Annotated in this window: 14 protein-coding genes; 1 reads left to right on the top strand and 13 read right to left on the bottom strand. The window is 37.2% G+C overall.

Going from position 1 to position 21,284, the window contains the following annotated elements; translation table 11 throughout:
• Nucleotides 1-144: 144 nt before the first annotated feature.
• The 10 genes from OLM58_RS20505 to OLM58_RS20550 all read right to left on the bottom strand — a co-directional run bounded on the left by OLM58_RS20505 (nucleotide 145) and on the right by OLM58_RS20550 (nucleotide 15,738).
• Nucleotides 145-891, bottom strand: coding sequence for a rhamnogalacturonan acetylesterase (locus OLM58_RS20505; RefSeq protein ID WP_264530418.1), 747 nt, complete (start codon nucleotides 889-891; stop codon nucleotides 145-147).
• A gap of 211 nt (nucleotides 892-1,102) precedes the next feature.
• Entirely contained in the window at nucleotides 1,103-2,452 is a 1,350-nt protein-coding gene (locus tag OLM58_RS20510; RefSeq protein ID WP_264530419.1) for a glycoside hydrolase family 28 protein, read from the bottom strand.
• A gap of 65 nt (nucleotides 2,453-2,517) precedes the next feature.
• Nucleotides 2,518-4,542 (bottom strand): pectate lyase, encoded by a 2,025-nt coding sequence (gene pelA, locus OLM58_RS20515; protein WP_264530420.1) that lies wholly within the window; start codon nucleotides 4,540-4,542, stop codon nucleotides 2,518-2,520.
• A 74-nt stretch (nucleotides 4,543-4,616) separates the two neighbouring features.
• Nucleotides 4,617-5,837, bottom strand: coding sequence for a glycoside hydrolase family 105 protein (locus OLM58_RS20520; protein ID WP_264530421.1), 1,221 nt, complete (start codon nucleotides 5,835-5,837; stop codon nucleotides 4,617-4,619).
• A 22-nt stretch (nucleotides 5,838-5,859) separates the two neighbouring features.
• Nucleotides 5,860-7,062 carry a glycoside hydrolase family 105 protein gene (locus tag OLM58_RS20525; protein ID WP_264530422.1) on the bottom strand — a complete coding sequence of 401 codons (1,203 nt, stop codon included), beginning with the start codon at nucleotides 7,060-7,062 and terminating at the stop codon, nucleotides 5,860-5,862.
• Nucleotides 7,063-7,354: 292 nt separating this feature from the next.
• Nucleotides 7,355-8,320 (bottom strand): DUF4861 domain-containing protein, encoded by a 966-nt coding sequence (locus tag OLM58_RS20530; protein WP_264530423.1) that lies wholly within the window; start codon nucleotides 8,318-8,320, stop codon nucleotides 7,355-7,357.
• A 2-nt stretch (nucleotides 8,321-8,322) separates the two neighbouring features.
• Complete coding sequence (locus OLM58_RS20535) at nucleotides 8,323-9,267, bottom strand: alpha/beta hydrolase (RefSeq protein WP_264530424.1); 945 nt, start codon at nucleotides 9,265-9,267, stop codon at nucleotides 8,323-8,325.
• A gap of 118 nt (nucleotides 9,268-9,385) precedes the next feature.
• Nucleotides 9,386-11,077, bottom strand: coding sequence for a RagB/SusD family nutrient uptake outer membrane protein (locus OLM58_RS20540; protein WP_264530425.1), 1,692 nt, complete (start codon nucleotides 11,075-11,077; stop codon nucleotides 9,386-9,388).
• Nucleotides 11,078-11,087: 10 nt separating this feature from the next.
• The gene (locus OLM58_RS20545) at nucleotides 11,088-14,264 is read right to left on the bottom strand and encodes a SusC/RagA family TonB-linked outer membrane protein (RefSeq protein ID WP_264530426.1); all 3,177 of its coding nucleotides are present in this window, start codon (nucleotides 14,262-14,264) and stop codon (nucleotides 11,088-11,090) included.
• Between the two features lie 46 nt (nucleotides 14,265-14,310).
• Nucleotides 14,311-15,738 (bottom strand): glycoside hydrolase family 28 protein, encoded by a 1,428-nt coding sequence (locus OLM58_RS20550; RefSeq protein WP_264530427.1) that lies wholly within the window; start codon nucleotides 15,736-15,738, stop codon nucleotides 14,311-14,313.
• Between the two features lie 283 nt (nucleotides 15,739-16,021).
• Between OLM58_RS20550 and OLM58_RS20555 the strand changes: the two genes are divergently transcribed.
• On the top strand, nucleotides 16,022-17,050 hold the full coding sequence (locus OLM58_RS20555) for a LacI family DNA-binding transcriptional regulator (protein WP_264530428.1): 1,029 nt from the start codon (nucleotides 16,022-16,024) through the stop codon (nucleotides 17,048-17,050).
• A 244-nt stretch (nucleotides 17,051-17,294) separates the two neighbouring features.
• Here the strand turns inward: OLM58_RS20555 and OLM58_RS20560 are convergent, their stop codons facing one another.
• From OLM58_RS20560 to OLM58_RS20570, 3 genes are all read right to left on the bottom strand, one after another.
• On the bottom strand, nucleotides 17,295-18,917 hold the full coding sequence (locus OLM58_RS20560) for a UxaA family hydrolase (protein WP_264530429.1): 1,623 nt from the start codon (nucleotides 18,915-18,917) through the stop codon (nucleotides 17,295-17,297).
• A 2-nt stretch (nucleotides 18,918-18,919) separates the two neighbouring features.
• Entirely contained in the window at nucleotides 18,920-20,386 is a 1,467-nt protein-coding gene (locus OLM58_RS20565; RefSeq protein WP_264530430.1) for a tagaturonate reductase, read from the bottom strand.
• Between the two features lie 216 nt (nucleotides 20,387-20,602).
• Nucleotides 20,603-21,274, bottom strand: a complete 672-nt coding sequence (locus OLM58_RS20570; protein ID WP_264530431.1) for a bifunctional 4-hydroxy-2-oxoglutarate aldolase/2-dehydro-3-deoxy-phosphogluconate aldolase — start codon at nucleotides 21,272-21,274, stop codon at nucleotides 20,603-20,605.
• Nucleotides 21,275-21,284 lie beyond the last annotated feature (10 nt).

Consider the following 21,284-nt stretch of genomic DNA (forward strand, 5'->3'; position numbering starts at 1 on the left):
CAAAGAAGTAATTAAAGTATACAGCAAATCTAATTGTAACATTTTTTTTCAAGCACCACAATAAGCCATAAAACCATCATAATAAGACAAATATGCAATTAATTTGTCTATAGGATATTTTTAACTGTACAATACATAAGTCTTTTATTTAATTCCTTTTTTTAACACAGCCAAAGCAGGATCTGTTGCGGCTTTAATTTGATTGATTACAATTCGTGCAATTTCTGTGGCTCCTTTTAATGACAAATGGGTATCATCATTTTTATCGCTGTCGTAATAGGCGTTTTCACCGACTTTAAAATGCAAATGCAGCAGTTTCGATTTTTCAGGGCCGTAGTTCTGTTCTAATATTTCAGTAAAATATTCGAGATCAATAAAAGGAACTTTAAATTCTTGCGCCACCAATCTGGTTATTAAAGGATAATCACCGTGTGTGGGTATTAAAGCTCCTTTTTCGTTAAAATTACGTCTCGCGATCGAGCTTAACAATATGGGGGTTGCTCCTTTTTCTCTACTTTCTTTTACAAACTTAATCAGGTTGTATCGGTAACTTGTATGGGGATTTGTGTAACGGGTTGAATCTTCGATTTTTTCGTCGTTGTGGCCAAACTCGATGAAAACGTAATCTCCTTTTTTGAGTTTTTTATGAATTGAATCCCATCGTTTTTCATTGATAAAACTTTTGGTACTGCGTCCGTTTACGGCTTTATTCTCCACCACAATATTTTCGGTAAAGAAAGGCTGTAAAACCTGTGCCCATCCGTGTTCCGGATTGCGTTCGGGATCTTTTTTGTTGGCCATTGTCGAGTCGCCAATAGTATAAAGTGTTGTCTTCTGAGCGAAACAAGCCATTGAAAACAAACCGATAATTAGCAGATAATATTTAGTCATTTGATTTAAAATTAATCCTTTTGGGTGTAATTCAAAGAAAATATTCAACACATAGAAACATAGTTTTTTAGTATAAACTAAAGAATACGAAAGACAAATACACTTCTTTCACATGGTTAATGTGTTTTTGAAAATAATTAAAACCTTTTAAAACCTTAAACAAAAACTCAGAACCTTAGTACCTTAGCTACTGAGAACCTCTAAAAAAAAACTATTTCGCTGCCGTTGGCACCGTTGCTTTTTCTCCGATAACTACTTCATTTAGCAATACATCTTTGGCATTTTCGCTTGAAATTGCATTTTTTGCCCACTTGATATTGATCGAATTAAAGGAGATGTTACGCACTTTTTTGTCCGGAAATCCCTGAATTACAATTCCGGATGCCGTGGCCTTGTTGCAGGTAATATTCGAGAATGAAATATTTGAAATCTCAGATTGAAAACCGCTTCCTTCTCCGTGATAATTGGCCGTGATATACAAACAATCCTCGACCTCATCGAGTTTTATATTTCGCACAAAAACATTCCTGATGAAACCGCCTCTGTCAGCATTGGTTTTCAAATAAATACCTCGTTTTAAATACCCTGCTGTTTCACAGTTTTCGACGAATACATTCTGAACTCCCGCCGACATTTCGCTCCCAATCACTACTCCATGAAGTCCTTTAAACTTGCAATTTCTAATGACAATATTCTCGCTTGGAGTAGCCGAATTAGATCTTCCTTCATCATCCCTTCCTGCTTTTATGGCTACATTATCATCGCCATTATCAAAGGTTACATTTTCAATTAAAACATCTTTCGCATACTCCGGGTCGATTCCATCGTTATTATGATTCAATGATTTGTAATGTACACCACGCACCGTAATACTTTGCGATTTTAATAAATGCAAACACCAAAAAGGAGAATTTTCAATATGAATATTTTCAACCAAAATGTTTTTACAATTTAAAAACTGAATCATCTGCGGACGCAAAAAGTATCCTTCTCCAAATTTCCTGTCCTCAAAAGGTGTACTACTATGATTCATTTCACGGCTTCTGTTTTTTCCAGCGCCTTCCTTTGATTTAAAACTTTTCCAGATTTCACCTCCGTTACCGTCTATCGTTCCTTCTCCTGTTATAGCTATATTTGAACATTGATTAGCATAAATCAACGGGCTGTAATTGTATAATATCGTTCCTTCCCAACTCGTTAAAACCATTGGTAAATAATCTGTCGGAGTATCGCTGAATTTAATTTTTGCTCCTTTTTCTAATTTAAGATTGACATTACTCACAAAATGAATCGGACCATTGATTTTATAAATTCCTTTTGGAACAATGATTGTCCCTCCCTTATTCTTTTTACACAAAGCCATTGCTTTATCAAAGAAAGGTTTGTTATTGGTAATGGAATCACCCTTTGCTCCCAACTTTATAATATTAATTTGATACGAAGGAATTACGGGAAGCTGAATTCTATTGACAATTGAATCAACTTTTGTCGATGGAAATTCTGTACTCTGAGCAAAAGAAGCCCAGGAAAGGAATAGAAAAATGAAGTGCTTAAAAGTCATATTTTTTTAAAGGTTCTTAGGTTCTGAGTGGCTAAGGTGCTCAGGCTTTTGCTAATCTTTCACTCTTACTTCATGGCTGCCTGACCTGAATACCAATTCGGAATTGAGTCTTTTAGGATGTTTTCTGCGCTGTAGTTTTCAGCTTCTTTTTTTGTAAGCTGATGTGACCAAGATACTCTTTTTGCATTTTGAGCTCCTTCGCCTTTACAATTGTATTCGGCATAAAAAGCTGTTTTTTCAGCTTCGGGTTTTGACCAATTTTCCCAGCCTTCCGGTCTGATATGCTTTGCCATGTCACAGTTCATATAAACAGTTTTGGCATAGATACGCCAAGGTCTGCCCAGATAAACTGCTGTTGCTGTCGGCTCAGCTGTGAGTTTGCAATTTTTAAAAACAAATCCAAAAGCTGTCCCTTCAGGTGTTGAAGCAGCAGTAATATAGGAGTTTTTGATACTGTGAATCTCGCAATTCTCAAACAGAGCCGTTGCACTTCCGAAAATAAAATCGGTTGTTCCTTCGATGTAACTGTCTTTAATGTAGTGTTTGGCTTCTTTTCCGGACAAATAGAGTGTATCCTGATTTCCGAGAATTAAACAGTTTGAAATCTGAACTCTGTTTGCTACAACAGACAGCGCAATGGCCTGACCGTTATCACCTGAAGCATTTTTGATCGTTAAATTGGATGCCGAAAAATCATCACCTTCCACCAAAAGAGTATAGGTATGAAAAGTGCTGTTTCTCCCCACGTTAATCTTAGAGAAGTTATCATCAAAAGTAATGATAGTATTTTCTTTGCTTTCACCAATTAAAGCCACTTGACTATTCCATTCCGGAATACGGATTTTCTCCTTGTAAGTTCCGTTTTTCACAAAAACAGTTACCTTCTCATAAGGAAAAGAAGGGCAGGCATTTATGGCATCCTGAATTTTTGTAAAATCTCCCGAACCGTCTAAAGCAACGGTAATTCGGTTACTTTTTTGGGGATCTGAAGATTCTTTAGACGTTATTTTTACTCCGTTTTTTACAGCCCAGGTGGTATATTTTTTAAGTACTTCTTTGGGTGAGTCTGAATACCAGGAATAGCCATTTCGTCTTTCGGCACCAATTTCCTCTATTGATTTTTTTCGGATTCCGTCACGATCACAAAAGAAGGGCTCATTGGTAGAAAGATCCATAAATCTCGCCCAGATCGGGGCCACATTTTGCGTTACAATCATTTTTTTATCGATCACTTTTCCGGCGTCATTTAAAAAACGCTTTTCTTCCAGGTTCGTGATTTTTGTTTTTTCAAACCAAAGCTTTGCGCTTTGTACTGCTGTAATAATTTCAGGAGAAGGCTTTTCGATCGACATTAAAAGCAATACAATTTTTGCGGATTCAGAACCACTTAACGATGCCAGTTCGAACGCTCTTGCATTTGCAGGCGCTAAAGTAACCTCATCATGCTGTGCGCACCAGGCCGTTAAAGTACCATTCTGTCTGTATTGTGTTTTTAAAATACAATCTATTCCTTTACGGGAAGATTCTTTCGCTTTTTCGACAATTGCTTTAGACGGTTTTATACTAAAATAATCGGTTTCCTCGCTTACTTGACGTATAATGTTCAGGATATTCACCATCGAATCATCATTGTATGTGATGTGCGTGTAATAGCCTTTTTTTAAAGGGTAAAACTGAGGCCATCCCCCATTTTTATATTGGGCTTCCAACAAATAATTAAGTCCGTTTAAAAACGATTCTTTGTATCGATCGTCCTTTACCTGCGCGTACATTTTAGACATGAAAAGCATCTCCTGACACGTTGCTCCATTGTCTGTAGTCGTTTCTGCAGTTGTTTTTTTAAGCTTCAGTAAATCCTTTTTCTGCTCCGGCGTTAATTCATTCTGCATTTGAATGTTCTTTGGCCACCCGCCTATCTCTCTTTGGTAGAGCAGTACATTCTCTGCTATTTTTTTTGCTTCATCGGTGCCAAACCAGGCTGCATCATTTTTTCGAATGATATCCGGCCAGTTTTTATAGGTGTTCTGTGCCTGAATACCAAAACTCAGAGCCATACCAAAAAGCAATAGGATATTTTTTAACTTAATCATTTTAAAATTTTATTTTGTTATTCTAATCCAATTAAACCCAACAGGTTTTAAAAACCTGTTGGATTAGTTCTGTATTATCTGTTTAATTCAACAGCTGCTAGAATAAATGGTCCGGTTGCTTTAGGGTCGTTGTCTTTTTTCTTTTCGTTTACATAATACGTATACGATCCATCGCGATATGGGTTCCCTCCCAAACCTGCCACCTTACAGGCCTGTGTAAGTGTAATTCCGCCATCAGCATCTACCCTGATCAATTGTCTGGTTAAACCGTCAAAAGCTTTATTGGCCAAACTTTTATATTTTGCAGGCAGATATCCTTTATTCGCTCCTTTTGCAAAAGCATAAGCAAACATTGACGATCCCGAAGCTTCAAGATAGTTTCCTTCTGCCCCGCCTTTGTCTGTAACCTGATACCACAAACCGGATTTGTCCTGATATTTAGCTAAAGCAACCGAAACCGTATTCAAATATTTTACCAATTCTTTTTGTTTCGGATGGTTTTTAGGGAAATAATTCAAGACATCAACCAATGCCATCGCATACCAACCTAAAGCTCTTGACCAAAAGTTCGGAGAGGTTCCGTTATCCTTATTTGCCCAAGGCATTTGTTTGCTCTCATCCCAACCGTGATACAACAAACCTGTTTTTGGGTCTGTTGCATGCAATTGAATTAACTCAAACTGTTTCGCAACATCATCAAGACTTTTTCCTCCTTCAAAGGTAACGGTATATTGTGCGTAAAATGGTTCACCCATGTACAAACCGTCCAACCACATTTGATTCGGATAAATTTGTTTGTGCCAAAATCCACCACTGGCAGTTCTTGGCTGCTCTGTCAACTGCTTGCGTAGTAGCTGAAGTGCTTTTAAATACTTTTCTTCTTTGGTAGCAGCATAAATATCAAACAACAAGCGTCCCGGTACAATTAAGTCAATATTGTACTTGTCCAGTTCATAGGTTTTAATCGTTCCGTCGTTTTGAACAAGAACATCTGCATAGCTTTTTACATAGGCTGCGTATCTGGGATCCGGATTTTTTTTGTTCAGTTCTTCAATAGCATGTAAAACCAATCCATGAACATAATCCCATTTTGCTGTTTTTGAATCATCGATCCTATAACTTTCGGGATAACGTTTCATTAAAGTCAAAGCCATTTTATCAGACCATTTTAAATCTTTTTCGATAACAATCTCTTTGTTTGACGGTTCCTGTGAAGTCACTTTACAGCTTGCAAAGACCATCAGACAGACCAATGTCATTGCTGTAAAATAACCTTTTGTATTCTTATTTTTCATTGATACTATATTTTAAATTCTACTATTTATCTAATTCTAATGCGCTCAGCAAAAATGCAGCAAGAGCCGGTGAACTATTGTCCTTTGCCTTACTTTTGATATAATATTCATTTGATCCGTCCCGAAATGGTTTTCCTCCTAAACCTACATTCGAAGATATCTTTGAAATCACAATATGGCCCTGATCGTCAGTAATCACAAATTCTTTTACGTAGGATTCAAATGACTTTTGCGCTGTCTTTTTATAGACTGAATTCAAATATCCTTTATTTGCTCCTTTAGCCAAAGCATAAACAATCATAGATGACGATGATGCTTCTAAAAAATTCCCATTCATTTCAGGCTTATCAGCAATCTGATACCATAAACCTGATGCGCTTTTATGCTGTACGGCAGTTTTGGCGATTTGATTCAGGTATTCCTTCAGCACTTTGTACTTGGGGTGTGTTTTTGGATAATACTCCAATGTTTCGACCAAAGCCATCATGTACCAGCCTATACCACGTCCCCAAATTGTTGGCGAAGTCCCCGTTTGCGGATTTGCCCAAGCTATTTCCTTACTCTCATCCCAAGCCTGATAAACCAAGCCTGTATTTTTATCTGTCAAATGATCGTGCGCCAATTCAAATTGTTTGGCAATATCGTTCAAAGCTTTACCATTTTCAAATTTCACCGTGTATTGAGTGTAAAAAGGCTCGGCCATATACAAGCCATCAATCCACATTTGATTGGGATAAATTTGCTTGTGCCAGAATCCTCCACTTGCGGCTCTGGGCTGATGGTCTAACTGATCCCGGAGCTCCTGTAGTACTTCTAAATACCGTTTGTCCTTAGTTTCGTCATAAAGTATGAACAACAGTTTGCCCGGGTTGGCACAATCAATATTGTACTCGTTCTTATCATATTTAGCGATCTTTCCATTGGCATCAATCAGTTCATCTGCATATTCTTTAATATATTCGAAATATTTTTTATCATTTGTTTTCTGATATAATTTTTCAACAGCAAACAAAACAAATCCCATTTTATAATCCCATTTAGGCTTTTCAGTTCCGTCAATCTGCCAGGCTTTTGGATATTTATCTATAATTGTAAGTGCTGTTCTCTGTGACCACTTTAAATTGTCTGGCAAGACGTTATTTTCAGTCGCTTGCGCCACTGTTTTAGTACTGAAAATCAACAGTAAAACAATCAAATTGATTTTTATAAAAGTCGGTTTAAGCATAAAACTAATATTCTGGCAGTAGGTCTTTTTTGCCACAGATTAAAAAGATTAAAATGGATTAGGTTAACTTGTGTATTAAATTGCGAATGTTTTTTCTCTCGCAGATCATGCAGATTTTTTAATCCTCTTAATCTCTAGTACTCTTCACTCTTTACTCTTTACTCTTTACTCTTTACTCTTTACTCTTTACTCTTTACTCTTTACTCTTTACTCTTTACTCTTTACTCTTTACTCTTTACTCTTTACTCTTTACTCTTTACTCTTTACTCTTTACTCTTTACTCTTCACTCTTTTACATCTTACCCTTTTTGTTCAATACCTCTAACTTTTCATCTAAATATTTGACAAACTCTTCTTTCGATTTAATTCCGTTTGGCTCTTGTTCCCAGGCGCCTAAAAAGTAAAAAGAAGTTGCTTTTGTAGTAGACTTAAATACTAAAAGATAATCTAAATCTGTATCGGGAGTATTTTCGATGGTATTAATTTGATAAAAAATGGCCATTCCTAATTTGTCCGGAACTAATGATTGCTGACCATACGTGGCCAGATAAGCCCATTTTTTATTTTTGCTTTCTTTTTTAAGAAGCTCCGTATTTTTCTGTTTTACAATTCCGGTACAGATTCCTTTAATTTCTTTGGATGCCTGAATGGTATGCTGCGTGTACAGTTCATTTGGTTTAATGGTCAAAACTGAGGTAAAATCAATTTTATCCGAAGCCGTTTTCCATCCATAATATTGCACTTTTACCCCTGATTCATTGGTTTTGTTTACTACTGTTGCAATAGTTGAATCTACTTCATAGAAATGCAATTTTTCATTGTTTAAGTAGCGGTCTATGGATCCTATCCCGATCCCTTTTCCTGCTTTTAAAATATCGGCTCCCCAATCGCTCATCTCATGATAGGAATCAAAATTATCCTGACCTACTTTTGGCAAAACAATTTCTGATGTTTTTTTACCAAAAATGTCAATCGCATTTCGCCAGTCTAAATACAAACGATATCCAATTCGATTGCTCTCCCAACCCGGTCCTTCGTAACGAATGTCAAAAGAATGGTCTGTATGCTCCGGTGCCAGTTTAAGTCTGTCCACATTTTTAAATACAGTTCCTCCGATATATTTACGGGCTTCCCATTTTCCATCTGTTTTAGCAGAAATTTCGGCATACGTTTTTGCGGTTTTCATATCATATTTCTGTGCCTTAACCGCTGTAATACCGACTAAAAGTAAGGTTGCTATTGTGATTTTTGTTTTCATTTTTACTGTAATTGTTTAAATATTCTGTCTAAAAATTGTGTTGTATATTGAACCGTTTCCTCAAACCATGGCTGAAAAAACCAAAAGGAATGTGGTGAATCTTTTATTGTTCTGACCTCATTGTAGATCTTATTTTCGTTTAAAATTGCAATCATATCCTCTCTGCCTGCATGAAACCGATCAAAACTGCTGTTGATGAACAGTATTGGCGGAGTGTTTTTATCGGTATGGCTTAACGCCGATGCTTTTTCCCAGTTCTCCCGTTTTTCCTGATAAGTGCCGTTTAACCAAAAAGCAGCCATTTCTCCTTCTTCCGATTCCGGATGCTTAAAGGCTAAAATTCCATCTACATCAATTATTGCGTTCACTTTTGCTGAGGATCTACTCTTGTTCGCAGGATCTTCAAAAGCGGAATTTTTATTTGTTGTACCAATCAAAGCTGCCATCTGACCTCCTGAAGAGCATCCAAGTACGGCAATTTTGTTTGGATCTACATGAAATTCTTTCGCATTATCTTTTATAAATTTAATGGCATTTTTTACATCATAAACCGCCTGTGGATATTTTGCTTCGGGCGATAATTGGTATTCTATTGCAAAACAGGAATATCCTTTTGAACTGATTTCCTGCCCCAAAACCTGCATCTGATTTTTATTCCCCGATTTCCAGCCTCCCCCGTGAATCAAAATTACTCCCGGATTTGTATTTTCAGTTTTGTTCCAATAGGCGTCGAGATGTAATGCTCTGTTTTGACTCTTGTGATAGATTATATTCTCCATTTGAATCACATTTGCCCTGTTTTTCGCTACTGCTATTTTTATAAACGGATATTTCTTAATCAATTTAGTATACGTACTATTTACGGTATAAGAAGTATCTGCAATAATATGATTCTGTGCCAGAACTATATTCGAAAAGAGCCACAAAACAATCCCTATTCTTTTCATTTTACTTATCTGATTTATTCGTTAAGAAAGGAGCCCGATTCAGGATCAGGCCCCTTTTTAACTTCCTCAAAAAAACGTAACCTCAAAATTTTTAAAACCACTAATCATAAAAACCTTTTTAATAAGCCGGGTTTTGAGGGTAATTTTTACTTCTGTTCAAATCTAATGCTGATTGTGGTATTGGTCTTAAAATTTTAAGATTACCATTTTGTCCGTTAAATACGTTGGCATTGGTGATTTTAGGATTGTATAAAACTGCTCTTTGTACCAATGTACCGGTACGTTTCAAATCGAACCAACGGTGGTATTCTCCTAATAGTTCTCTACCCCTTTCATCTAATATGGTGTTGATATCAATAGTCGTCATTACCGGAATTGCTCCTACAACTCCGCCTCCTGCTCTTCTTCTTACTTCATTCAAACGGGTTAAAGCTGTCGCTGGCTGACCTGCTTTAAAGTAAGCTTCGGCGGCAACCAGATAGGTTTCTCCCAGCCTTGCTACAATAAAATCACGGGTACTGCTTCTGTTGGTTGCCGGTGTGATAGGTGTTGAGTTATAGTTTGCACTGGTTGCACCGCTGTATGGTGCATTTGGATCGTCGAATTTACGAACCGGAATCAGGTTATAGTCACCACCTGAAGCGGCAGCCGAAGAATAAGTTCCCCAATTGTGATATCTGAAAGTTGCTGCATTGGCTTTTCTTGAAGCATTAGCCGTATTCCATGCCGCTCTGTCGGCCAAAGTAAACCAGCGTGGCTCGTAAAAATCTGTAATTTTCAAAGCCGTTTTGTCGGTTACGGTATAAAAATCGTAGTATCGGCTGTAGATTTCGGTCATGAAGGTATTTTCCCAACGTTTATCGCCCTGCTCATACAATGATAATGCGTAAACTGTAGGACAAAGTGTGTAACTTCTGTTTGGATATGGGTTACCTGCTGCTGCTGCACCTAAGTACGAGCTAAACCAGTAGTTTTGTGAACTTCCCAAAGCGGTTACCCCTGTAGCATTTGAAGCTACAGAAAACTGAACGGAAAAAATGGTTTCGGCATTCATCTCGTTCCCCGGTTTTACCACATCTGCAAAAGACACATTAAGTGCTTGTCCGGCAATTACCTGATCTGCTAAAGAAGCTGCAGTAGTAAAATCTGCAGGTGTTCCAAAAGTTTCGTAACCTTTAGTCAAATATACTTTTGCTAATAAATCCTGAACGGCTCTTTTATTCACTCTTCCTGTATAAGCCCCTGTACCCACTGCCGGAAGTGCTTCGTTAAGGTCTTTTAAAATTTGTGTGTATACTTCTTCTGCTGAATTTCTGTCGAAAGAGGTAACAGCAGTATTAATATTCTCTAATACAATCGGAACACCTCCGTAAGTCTGAACCAAAAGGAAATAAGCATTTGCTCTTAAAAATTTCAGTTCCCCCACTCTTGTATCTACTGTACTTGCTTTTTCGGTAAGGGTTGAATAATACAATCCTTTGTTGGCTTGCTGAATGGCCATGTAACAAGTTCTGTACAATAAATCTACTCCAGCTGACGAAGAAGAAAGGGTTAAATATTTTGCCAATCCTTCCGGTTCCTGATTTCTTCCTTCAGAGTACATATCGGTACCTGCTTCAAACAGCCACGGATCACCGCCGTATATATCTTTTAAAGTGGCATAATTGGTGTTGACCAATGACTCAAACCCGGGAGCAGTAAGAAAATATTGTTCTGCCGAACCAAAGGCACGGTTGTCTTCTTCGATAAAATTGGAGCACGAATTGAATGTCGTCGCCAGTATTGCTATAACTACTACTATTTTTTTCATTTTTCTTAATTTAAAATTTTAAACTTAATCCCATCTGAACGGTCCTTGTCGCCACACGATTCACTGCTAATGCTGCAGTTGCCCATTCAGGGTCATATCCTTCGTAATTGGTAAATACAAAAGGATTCAACACATTCACATAAAGTCTTAAACTTTTAATTTTCAATTTATTTACTAAATCCGAATCAAAACTATACCCAAAAGCGATGTTTTGTACTTTTACAAATGAAGCGTCTTTGTAGAATGCTACGTTATTGGTATCATAATAAACCCCTGCTCCACGTGGTAACGGATTTGTATTGGAATACTGAGCCGCAATACCTGCTCCATTAGCCGGAATATACCAGTCTCCAAGATCTAATTTTTGACGTCCTCTGTCGGTAACATCTGCAAAGTTGTCGTGGAATCCACTAAAGACAGTCATTCCCTGATTGGTGATTAACGACATTGACAAATCAAATTGTTTTACTTTTAAAGTGGTAGAGAAACTTCCAGACCATTTAGGATCGTAGTTTCCTAAAATAGCTCTGTCGTTATTGGCGTCAATTTTACCATCGTTGTTTAAATCTTTTACTTTTGCTTCTCCCGGTTTCTGACCATAAGAAAGGGCTTGCGCTGCTTCACTTTCCTGCCATACTCCATCGAAAACATAATTGTAATAAGAGTGCACATTTTCTCCAATAAATAAATTGTTTCCAACATCACTTACCTGATCCTGGCCATAAATTGACTCCAGTTTGTTTACGTTTTTAGTAAAAGTGAAGCTGGTCTCCCAGGTAACATTTTCAGTTTGAATATTTTTAGTAATCAGCGCCACCTCAATACCTTTGTTTCTGATAGAACCTACATTAGAAGTAATAGTTGGTACTCCGATTTCTAATGGAAGGGCTTGTTGAAACAATAAATCTTTAGACAAACGATTGTAAACATCTACACTACCAGAAATTCTATTGTGAGCAAATCCGAAATCCAAACCTAAATTCACCTCTTTTGTTTTCTCCCAGGTCAGATTGGTATTTCCTAAACTTGAAGTAGTAAACCCATTGGCAATTGTACCATTAAAATCATAGTAAGCAGGATTTTTTAAAACAGTTAAACTTGAATAAGGGCTAACGTTATCGTTTCCAGTATAACCGATACTTCCTCTTAATTTAAAATTAGAAACAAAATCTAATTTTTTCATGAATCCTTCTTCATGAACATTCCATCCTAAAGCTACAGAAGGGAAAGCAGTCCATTTATTATTTTCAGCCAAAACAGATGATCCGTCATAACGTACCGAAGCTGTGAGCAAGTAACGTCCCTTATACCCATAATTGAAACGGGCTGCATACGACTCTAAAGTATTTTTAGAGTACGGAGTGAACACTCCCGAAGGAATTAAAGCAATGGTACCGCTTGATGGTGTCAAAGAGTAAGTAGACTGAACTCCTGAACCTAAATTGTAAAAACTGGTTTCAAAAGGGTTTTCTCTTGACGCTGAAAAGTACGTTTCGGTAGTATTAGAATAGAAACTCTGAAGACCTAAAAAGCTAAAAACATGGTCTTTATTCAACGTGTAATTGATGTTAAACTGATTGTCCCACGTATAATTAAAATTGTTCACATTGGTTAAGTCACCGGATGGCAAACTTTTATTTTTAAGACCGAAATCCGTTTGAGCGCCAAATGATCTTCCTTCTCTCGCATCCATTTTTCCTGCTGAAAAAGTAGATCGAAACGATAACCAGCTGTTGATTTTATACTCTCCGAAGATATTCCCAAGGGTAGTAAATCTTTCTATTTCGTCTGTTGAATTTGCAATTTCTAAAAGCGGATTGTAAGAACCTGTTTTGTTAATCGCTAAATTTCCGTTAGGATATCTTAACGTTCCCGGCTGTTGCGCATAAGTTCCAACAATTTCATTACCAGCCGCGTCTATAGCCCAAGGCGAAGTATATGGATTTTGCCTGAAAGCTTCCTGCATGGCTGTTGGGCTCCCCAGCTGTTCAGAGGTCTTAGAAATAGTAAGATTAACTCCAAATGAAATTTTATCGTTTATTTTATGACTTAAACCTGCTTTAAAATTGTATTTATCAATTCCTTCATTGTCAATTACTCCCGTTTCTTTCTGAGCTCCGAGACCAATGTTGTATGACAGTCCGTTATCAGCACGACCGGAAACATTTAAGTAATTGTTTTGCATCATTCCACCTTTAAGAACCGCATCCTGCCAGTTGTAGCTTTGATTGTTAGCTACTCTCTGAAATAACACCGGGTTTGTACCGGCCTGCCCTACAGCAGCATTCAATTCTGTTGCATCAATATCGTTATAGGTTGGATTGGTTGCTGAAATAGTAGTTGCCAAAAATGCCGATTGGTGATAATACCACCATTTTTCAGGACTCATTAATTTTGGTAATCTTACTGCCTCTTTGTTACCGTAAGAGCTGTCAAATGTAACGGTAACACCAGACTTAGCACTTGTTCCGCTTTTGGTCGTTACAATGATAACCCCGCTTCCTCCTCTGGAACCATAGATGGCCGCAGAAGATGCGTCTTTCAATACGTCCATTCTCGCGATGTCCTGCGGATTCAGGAAGTCAATATTGTCTGTTGGTACGCCATCCACTACAAAAAGAGGTTTAGAACCGTCTTTATTGATCGAGTTTGTTCCTCTGATCACAACGTTAAAACCGTCACCAATACGGCCACTGTTTGAAGTTACCTGAACTCCCGCAATACCTCCTTGAATGGCTTCCATCGGATTTGTAACGTTTCTTTCGGTAATTTTAGCTGCCGACAAAGTATTGACTGCTCCGGTAAGGTCTGTTTTCTTTGCGGTACCATATCCTACAACCACTACTTCATTTAGCGAATTGGATTGTTCAACCAGGCTCACATTCACTTTCGATTTTCCTGCAATGCTTACTTCTTGTGTCTGAAAGCCTAAGTAGCTTATAATTAAAATCGCTTTATTATTGGTCACATTCAATTTAAAACTTCCTTCAAAATCTGTAGAGGTTCCGTTTTTAGTTCCCTTTTCCTGAATGTTTACACCAGGCAATGATAATCCCGCAGCATCTGTAATTTTCCCCTCCACTATAGTCGATTGCGCATAAGTTGCACTGCTCAACAAAAAATTCAGGAAAAATAAAAATACAAGACTGTATTTTATTTTTTTCTTTAATAATTGTTTGGTATTCATAGTTTTTTAAAATGGTTTGGTTAATTGATAGTTTTTAATTTGTAAGTTATTCTACTTTTTTTTCATTGATATACGTATTAATAAATTGTATGTTCTTCACATTTTTAAGCAAATGCACTGAATCTACTTTTTGAATGACAACATTTATAAGGGTAATATTTTCCACAGGAGATTGCTCATAGCCTTCTGCCCACACTCCATATTTCCCTCCATTTTTGACGTTTATATTCTCCAGGCTGATATTTCTGATGATTGGAATAAAATTGCCGGTTTGTGAACCATAAACATTGTAAAACATGTTTAATTTTAAAACACATTCTTTTACAGTACCCACCTCAAGGTTTCGAACGAATACATTTTCAATGACTCCACCTCTTTTTGAATTGGTCTTGATTCGGATGGCGCGATCTAAATTTGGACTGTCCATGACGCAGTCTTCTACAAAAATAGTATTGACACCGGCCGATATTTCACTTCCAATAACTACTCCACCATGGCCGTCGATCATTTTACAGTTCTGAACGATAATATTTTTACTTGGAATTGCTACTCGTCGCCCATCGCCATCACGACCTGCTTTGATCGCGATACAATCGTCACCTGTATTAAAGGTACAATTCTTAATAAGTACGTTTTGTGAATATTCAGGATCACAACCATCATTATTAGGACCATGACTGTTTACGGTAACTCCGTCAATGATAATGTTGTTTGATTTTAAAGGATGTAAAATCCAAAAGGGAGCATTTATAATGGTAACATCTTTAACCAAAATGGTACTACATTCAAAAAACTCCATAAAATTAGGTCGCAGATAGCGCCCCTCACCAAAGATTCTTTCTTTTATCGGAACCCCATTTTCGGCCATATCGATCAAAACGGCACGATTTTGAGGATCATTCTGCGAAGGAATTCCTTTTTTCCAGCCGTAATCTTTACCACCGGACCAAATCCACCAGTTCGTAGCATCTGCCTGTCCGTTTAGAGTTCCTTTTCCGGTAATGGCTATATTGGTTTTGTTTTTGGCGTAAATAAGCGGCGAATAATTCATCAGTTCAGTTCCTTCAAAGGAGGTATGAACAATAGGATATTCTTTTGGATCGATGCTAAAAAGGACTTCTGCATGATCATCCAAATGCAGGTTTACATTACTCTCTAAATGTATGGCACCTGTTACATATTTTCCATCAGGAATCAACACTTTTCCTCCGCCATTTTGAGCACATGCTTTTATTGCTTTTTCAAAGGCCAGTGTGTTTAATGTCTTTCCATCAGCGACTGCTCCAAAATCATTAATACTATAGGTCTTGTCTAAAAAACGGGTTTTGGAGATACTTTTTACAATTAAGTCCTTGTTTTTCCAGGGATCAGATTGGGAAACAGCTAAAGCCTGCTTTCCACAAGACAGCATCGCAAAAGCTGTTGCAGCTGCCAATAAAACTGATTTAAACATTCTAACTTTCCCTGTAATCATGTTATTCTATTTTAGGATTGATTTACAAAACAGTGTAATTATGTAATCGATTACACGAAAGTAGAAAAATAGTTTTAATGCACCAAATTTATTTGAAAATTAATTATATATTTAATTTTTATTACGGAATATAATTACACTTAATGTAAAAATTTAGATAATTTATTATCATTGTAGAATCGAAATCGTTTTAATTATAAATTATGGTAATCGATAACAATATGTAAAACGTTATAAAAAAAAATGTATTTTTGTCAGAGATTAATATGAAAAACCATTTTTAATGAGCGAAAAGATAACCATTTACGATATTGCCGAAAAATTAAATATCACCGCTGCTACCGTTTCCCGGGCGTTAAACAACAATCCGAAAATAAAAGAGAGCACACGTGAGTTGGTTATTAAAACTGCGGCTTCAATGAACTATAAGCAAAATAAGCTGGCGCTTGCACTAAAAAGCGGCCGAAGTAATAATATTGGCGTTATAGTTCCGCGTATCGACAGCAACTTTTTCGCTTCGGTTATCCGGGGAATAGAAGAAGAACTTCATCCGCATGGTTATCAGGTAATTATTTGCCAGACGCACGAAAATCCGAAAAGAGAAAACGAAAACTTATATACTTTAATAGATGCCCAGGTTGATGGGATCATCATGTCGGTTACCGATGTAACGGGAGAAAATGACGGTGCTTTTCAATATGTTCTGCAAAAAAATGTTCCGCTTATCTTTTTCGACAGAAGCAAACATATTGACGGAGTGAGTTCTGTAACCATAAATGACTTTAGAGGTGGTTACCAAACTACCAAACATTTAATCGATGAAGGCTGTAAAAATATTGCCCACTTATCAGGAGATCAGTCGCTTGAAATCTTTAAGAACCGATTTTTAGGGTACAAGCAGGCTTTATTAGACAATGGAATAACTTTTGACGAAAAATATGTCATTCCTGTAAAGAGTACTGTTGATCACGGAAAGCAGGCTGTAGAGACGTTACTTCAGTTGGAAACACCTCCTGATGCTATATTTTCATCGAGTGATTTTGCCGCTTTGGGTGCCATTCAGGAACTAAAAGAAAGAAATGTGAGTATTCCTAAAGAATTTTGTGTAGCGGGTTTCAGCAATGAGCCTTTCACCAAATTTATGGAATTATCGATTACTTCGGTGGATCAGTCTCCACTTGAAATGGGTAAAATGTCTGCACGTGTTTTTCTGGAACAGGTCGACAAAACCGAAACGATTAAAATCGAAAAAAAGGTAGTTCTTGCTCCGGAATTACACATTCGTAAATCTTCATCAAGAACTAGCTTTTAAGTTTTTTTTACCATTAAGATAGTAAGGCAAATTAAGTTTTGCCTTTTTTTTCCTCAAACCATTAAGACAGATTAAGTTTTTGCCTTTTTTAAGCTTACAAAGACTATGTTTCTATGTGTTAAAACAAATTTCACACAACAGGTTAAGTAAAACTTCTATACTACTTAATGAAACTTAATATCTTAATGGTTCAAACCAAAAAACTCACTGTTAAGTGAGCTCTTTTTATAATACCTTCTTTTTACTAAAGTGAAACCCCTCTCTTCCAGGGAATAAAATCGTTTTGATTTAAGATTGCTGCCTTAGTTTTAATGGTTCCACTGGCAACATCGATAATAAATTCCAACATTTCATCAGCCATTTCGTCGATCGATTTTTCTCCGGTGATAATTCCGCCAGTATCAATGTCGATGATATCTGACATCTTTTTAGCCAGATCGGTGTTGGATGAAATTTTCACTACCGGCGCGATCGGATTTCCTGTTGGCGTTCCTAAACCTGTGGTAAACAATACCATATTAGCTCCCGAACCTACCATTGCTGTTGTACACTCGACATCATTTCCAGGCGTACAAAGCAGCGTTAATCCCGGTTTCGAAATGTATTCGCCATAATCAAAAACACCGGTAATTGGTGATGTCCCTCCTTTTTTAGCGGCTCCTGCCGATTTCATGGCATCGGTAATCAATCCGTCTTTGATATTACCCGGAGAAGGATTCATATCAAAACCTGAACCGGCATCTACTACGGTTTTTTCATACCATTTCATTAATTCTAAAAAGCGTTCTCCACTTTCATCTTCGACACAACGGTTGACTAATTCCTGCTCTACTCCACACAATTCAGGAAACTCCGAAAGAATGGTAGTTCCTCCTAAAGCAGCCAGTAAATCTGAAGTTACTCCGAGAGTCGGGTTAGCCGAAATTCCGGAGAATCCATCAGATCCACCACACTCTAAACCTATTTTTAGTTTGGATAAAGGTGCCGGAGTTCTCTGTACTTCGTTTGCTTTTTTAATCGCTTCAAAGGTATCTTTTACCACACTGCTCAACATGGCTTCGATTGTCCCGATTTGCTGCTGATCGTAAATCAAAACCGGTTTTTTGCTGTTCGGATTTATCGCATCTAAAGCATCTTTAAAAATCTGAATTTGCAGGTTCTGACAACCCAAACTCAAAACGGTTGCTCCTGCCACGTTTGGATTGTTTACATATCCTGCCAATAATTTGGCCAGACTGTGCGAATCCTGACGAATACCTCCACAACCACCCTGATGTGTGATGAATTTTACTTCGATGTTGTTGAATAAATTAGCATCGTTTGAAGCGGCTTCATTTCCGGCTCCACCGGTTTCTGACTTCACCAAAGAACGAAGTAACAACTGATAATCGTTCTCTTTGGGTTTCATTAATTCTTTTTCGAAAATATCTTTTAGAATTTCGATGTTTCTGTTTTCACAAAATACCAACGGAAAAAACAGCCATACATTCTCGGTTCCAACTTGTCCGTCTTCTCTGTGATAGCCCATGAAAGTTCTGTCTTTCCACTTCTCAATATTAGGAGCGGTCCAGCCAATCGTTTCTGTTTTTCCGGTTACTTTATCACTTTCGTGTTTCACATTAGCCGTAGAAAGTAAACCTCCTTTTTCAATTTTAGCACTCGCCTTTCCTACCAGAACTCCATACATAATAATCCTGTCTCCTGTATTAAAAGGAACCATCGCGATTTTATGCTTCATCTTCACATCACTCTCAACAGTAACGACCGAACCTTCAAAATCAATCACCTCACCTGCTGAAAGATTTACCAAAGCTACTGCTACATTATCTGTAGGATGAACTTTTATTAATTTTTTTTGCGTTGCCATAACTAAACTTTCTGAGTTATATTATTTATTTGTTTTTGAAAATTGGCAAAACCATTTTCAATTCCGTTTGCATCAATTTCTTCCAATGCCACTGTAATTGCTTTTGTTAATCCCGGCACCAGTGTTAAATCTTCGTCCCAGAAGCTTTTATTCTGCAAAGTCAATCGTGCTATTTTTTCATAATCATCCGATTTCCAAAGGCTTTCAAAAAAAGAAACAATATCCTCACTATCATTAATTGGCAAAACCTCACCCTTCCAACTTCCTTTGTAAAAACGGATCAAAGCAGCAAAAGCAAACGTTAAATGAACCGGAAGTTTTTGATGAATATCCACATATCCCGTTAAACTAGGTAATACGCGCACTTTGAATTTTGAAATCGAGTTTAATGCAATTGAAGACAGCAAATGCTTGATAAACGGGTTTCTAAAACGGTCCAGGATTTCTTCAGAGAAACTGGCCAATTCTGCTTTATCCATGTTCAACGTTTCATTGATCTCTTCAAAAACAGCTTTGTTTACAAAATCACCGGTAAAAGCATTGTCAACGGTTTCTTTTACGGTCTCGTTACCATAAAGCACTGAGAAAGGAACCATAGCGGTATGCGCTCCATTCAGAATTCTCACTTTACGCGTGCGATACGGCTGCATGTCGGCTACGATTTTTACATCCAGCGCTGTTTTTTCAAACGGAAGTTTTGCTTTCAGTTTATCATCTCCTTCAATTACCCATAAAAAGAAACTTTCGGCACTTACAATCAAATCGTCTTTATAATCCAACTGACCGTTGTACTCTTCAATCTGATCTTTCGGATAACCGGGTACAATTCTGTCTACTAATGTATTATGAAAAGAACAACTAGCTGTCAACCAGAAAACAAATTCATTTTCTAATTTCCAATCGGCACAATATTTTAAAATAATTTCTTTTAAAGTATCTGAATTATAATTAATTAACTCGCAAGGAATAATTGTTAATCCTTTATCTGCCGCCCCCTTAAAATGCTTGAATCTTTCATATAAAAGCACCGTTAATTTCGCCGGAAAGGAAACCGGAGGCTGCATACTCAACTGATCGGATTCGAGATATTCTATACCTGCTTCGGTTGTATTTGAAATGATAAAAGCCAATTCTTCTTCTCTGGCTAAAGCCAGATACTCCTGAAAAGACGCATAAGGATCAATCGCTTTTACGATATTGGAAATCAATTCTTTTTCCTGAATCTCTTCTCCTTTTTTAACTCCTTTCATGAATAAGGTATACAATCCGTCCTGAGCATTAATCATGTTCACCAAACCTCTGTCAATAGGCTGTACTACCGCAATTCCTGCGTTAAAATCAGCTTCCTGATTTAATTTCTGAAAAGCATATTCTACAAAGGCTCTTAAAAAGTTACCTTCGCCAAATTGAACTATTTTTATAGGAAGTTTTTCTGAAAGCCCTGAGCTCACTCTGTTTAATTTTTCCATTACTTTTTCTCTTAAAGTGTTACCAATAATCACGTTTAATACCTTATTTATCTCTGATTATTTTCTCTCTAACTGTAAAAGAAACATTACACTTGTGTGAGAAAAACAAATCTTGCTGTGAGGACTCACAAGATTCATTTATCAAGCGTAATGTTCAATTACAATTTCTAAAATCTAAAAAAAACGCATGTTAAATAAGGACCTATATGATTACCCTTATTTATTTTTAATACTTTTTATAATATCCAGAACCTGACTAACTTTTGTTTTTAATCCGTCATAATCCTGTTGCTCTAATATCTCTTTTGAAATTAACTGTGATCCAATTCCCACGCAGGTTGCTCCGGCACTAAACCACGAAGTCAGACTATCAACTGTTGGCAAAACTCCACCTGTTGGCATGATATTCGTCCACGGGCATGGCCCTTTTATAGCTTTGATAAATTCCGGTCCGTAAATATCCCCCGGAAACATTTTTACAATTTCACATCCTAATTCTTCGGCTCTTGCGATTTCGGTAAGCGTTCCGCAGCCCGGAGACCAAAGTACTTTTCGTCGATTACAGGCAATTGCAATGTCTTCTCTAAAAACCGGAGTCACAATAAAATTCGCTCCCAAACTCATGTACAAAGATGCAGAAGCCGCATCAGTAATAGAACCAACACCAAGCATCATTCCCGGTAATTCTGCCAAAGCATATTTATTTAATGCTCCAAAAACTTCATGGGCAAAATCTCCTCTGCTGGTAAATTCCATTAATCTTGCACCTCCATCATAGCAGGCTTTTAGTACTTTTTTACTTATTTCGATATCCGAATGAAAGAATAGCGGAACCATTCCGTTCTCTTTCATCGTTAAAGCCACTTCAATTCTTGAATATTTTGCCATATTTAAATCA

The sequence above is a fragment of the Flavobacterium sp. N502540 genome (assembly GCF_025947365.1).
In the GTDB taxonomy this organism is placed as follows: domain Bacteria; phylum Bacteroidota; class Bacteroidia; order Flavobacteriales; family Flavobacteriaceae; genus Flavobacterium.

Bases quoted from the DNA above. Each gene is read 5' to 3' on its own strand.
- OLM58_RS20505 (WP_264530418.1), bottom strand. From the start codon at position 891: ATGACTAAATATTATCTGCTAATTATCGGTTTGTTTTCAATGGCTTGT.
- OLM58_RS20555 (WP_264530428.1), top strand. From the start codon at position 16,022: ATGAGCGAAAAGATAACCATTTACGATATTGCCGAAAAATTAAATATC.
- OLM58_RS20510 (WP_264530419.1), bottom strand. From the start codon at position 2,452: ATGACTTTTAAGCACTTCATTTTTCTATTCCTTTCCTGGGCTTCTTTT.
- OLM58_RS20560 (WP_264530429.1), bottom strand. From the start codon at position 18,917: ATGGCAACGCAAAAAAAATTAATAAAAGTTCATCCTACAGATAATGTA.
- OLM58_RS20525 (WP_264530422.1), bottom strand. From the start codon at position 7,062: ATGCTTAAACCGACTTTTATAAAAATCAATTTGATTGTTTTACTGTTG.
- OLM58_RS20540 (WP_264530425.1), bottom strand. From the start codon at position 11,077: ATGAAAAAAATAGTAGTAGTTATAGCAATACTGGCGACGACATTCAAT.
- pelA (WP_264530420.1), bottom strand. From the start codon at position 4,542: ATGATTAAGTTAAAAAATATCCTATTGCTTTTTGGTATGGCTCTGAGT.
- OLM58_RS20545 (WP_264530426.1), bottom strand. From the start codon at position 14,264: ATGAATACCAAACAATTATTAAAGAAAAAAATAAAATACAGTCTTGTA.
- OLM58_RS20550 (WP_264530427.1), bottom strand. From the start codon at position 15,738: ATGATTACAGGGAAAGTTAGAATGTTTAAATCAGTTTTATTGGCAGCT.
- OLM58_RS20535 (WP_264530424.1), bottom strand. From the start codon at position 9,267: ATGAAAAGAATAGGGATTGTTTTGTGGCTCTTTTCGAATATAGTTCTG.
- OLM58_RS20570 (WP_264530431.1), bottom strand. From the start codon at position 21,274: ATGGCAAAATATTCAAGAATTGAAGTGGCTTTAACGATGAAAGAGAAC.
- OLM58_RS20565 (WP_264530430.1), bottom strand. From the start codon at position 20,386: ATGGAAAAATTAAACAGAGTGAGCTCAGGGCTTTCAGAAAAACTTCCT.
- OLM58_RS20530 (WP_264530423.1), bottom strand. From the start codon at position 8,320: ATGAAAACAAAAATCACAATAGCAACCTTACTTTTAGTCGGTATTACA.
- OLM58_RS20520 (WP_264530421.1), bottom strand. From the start codon at position 5,837: ATGAAAAATAAGAATACAAAAGGTTATTTTACAGCAATGACATTGGTC.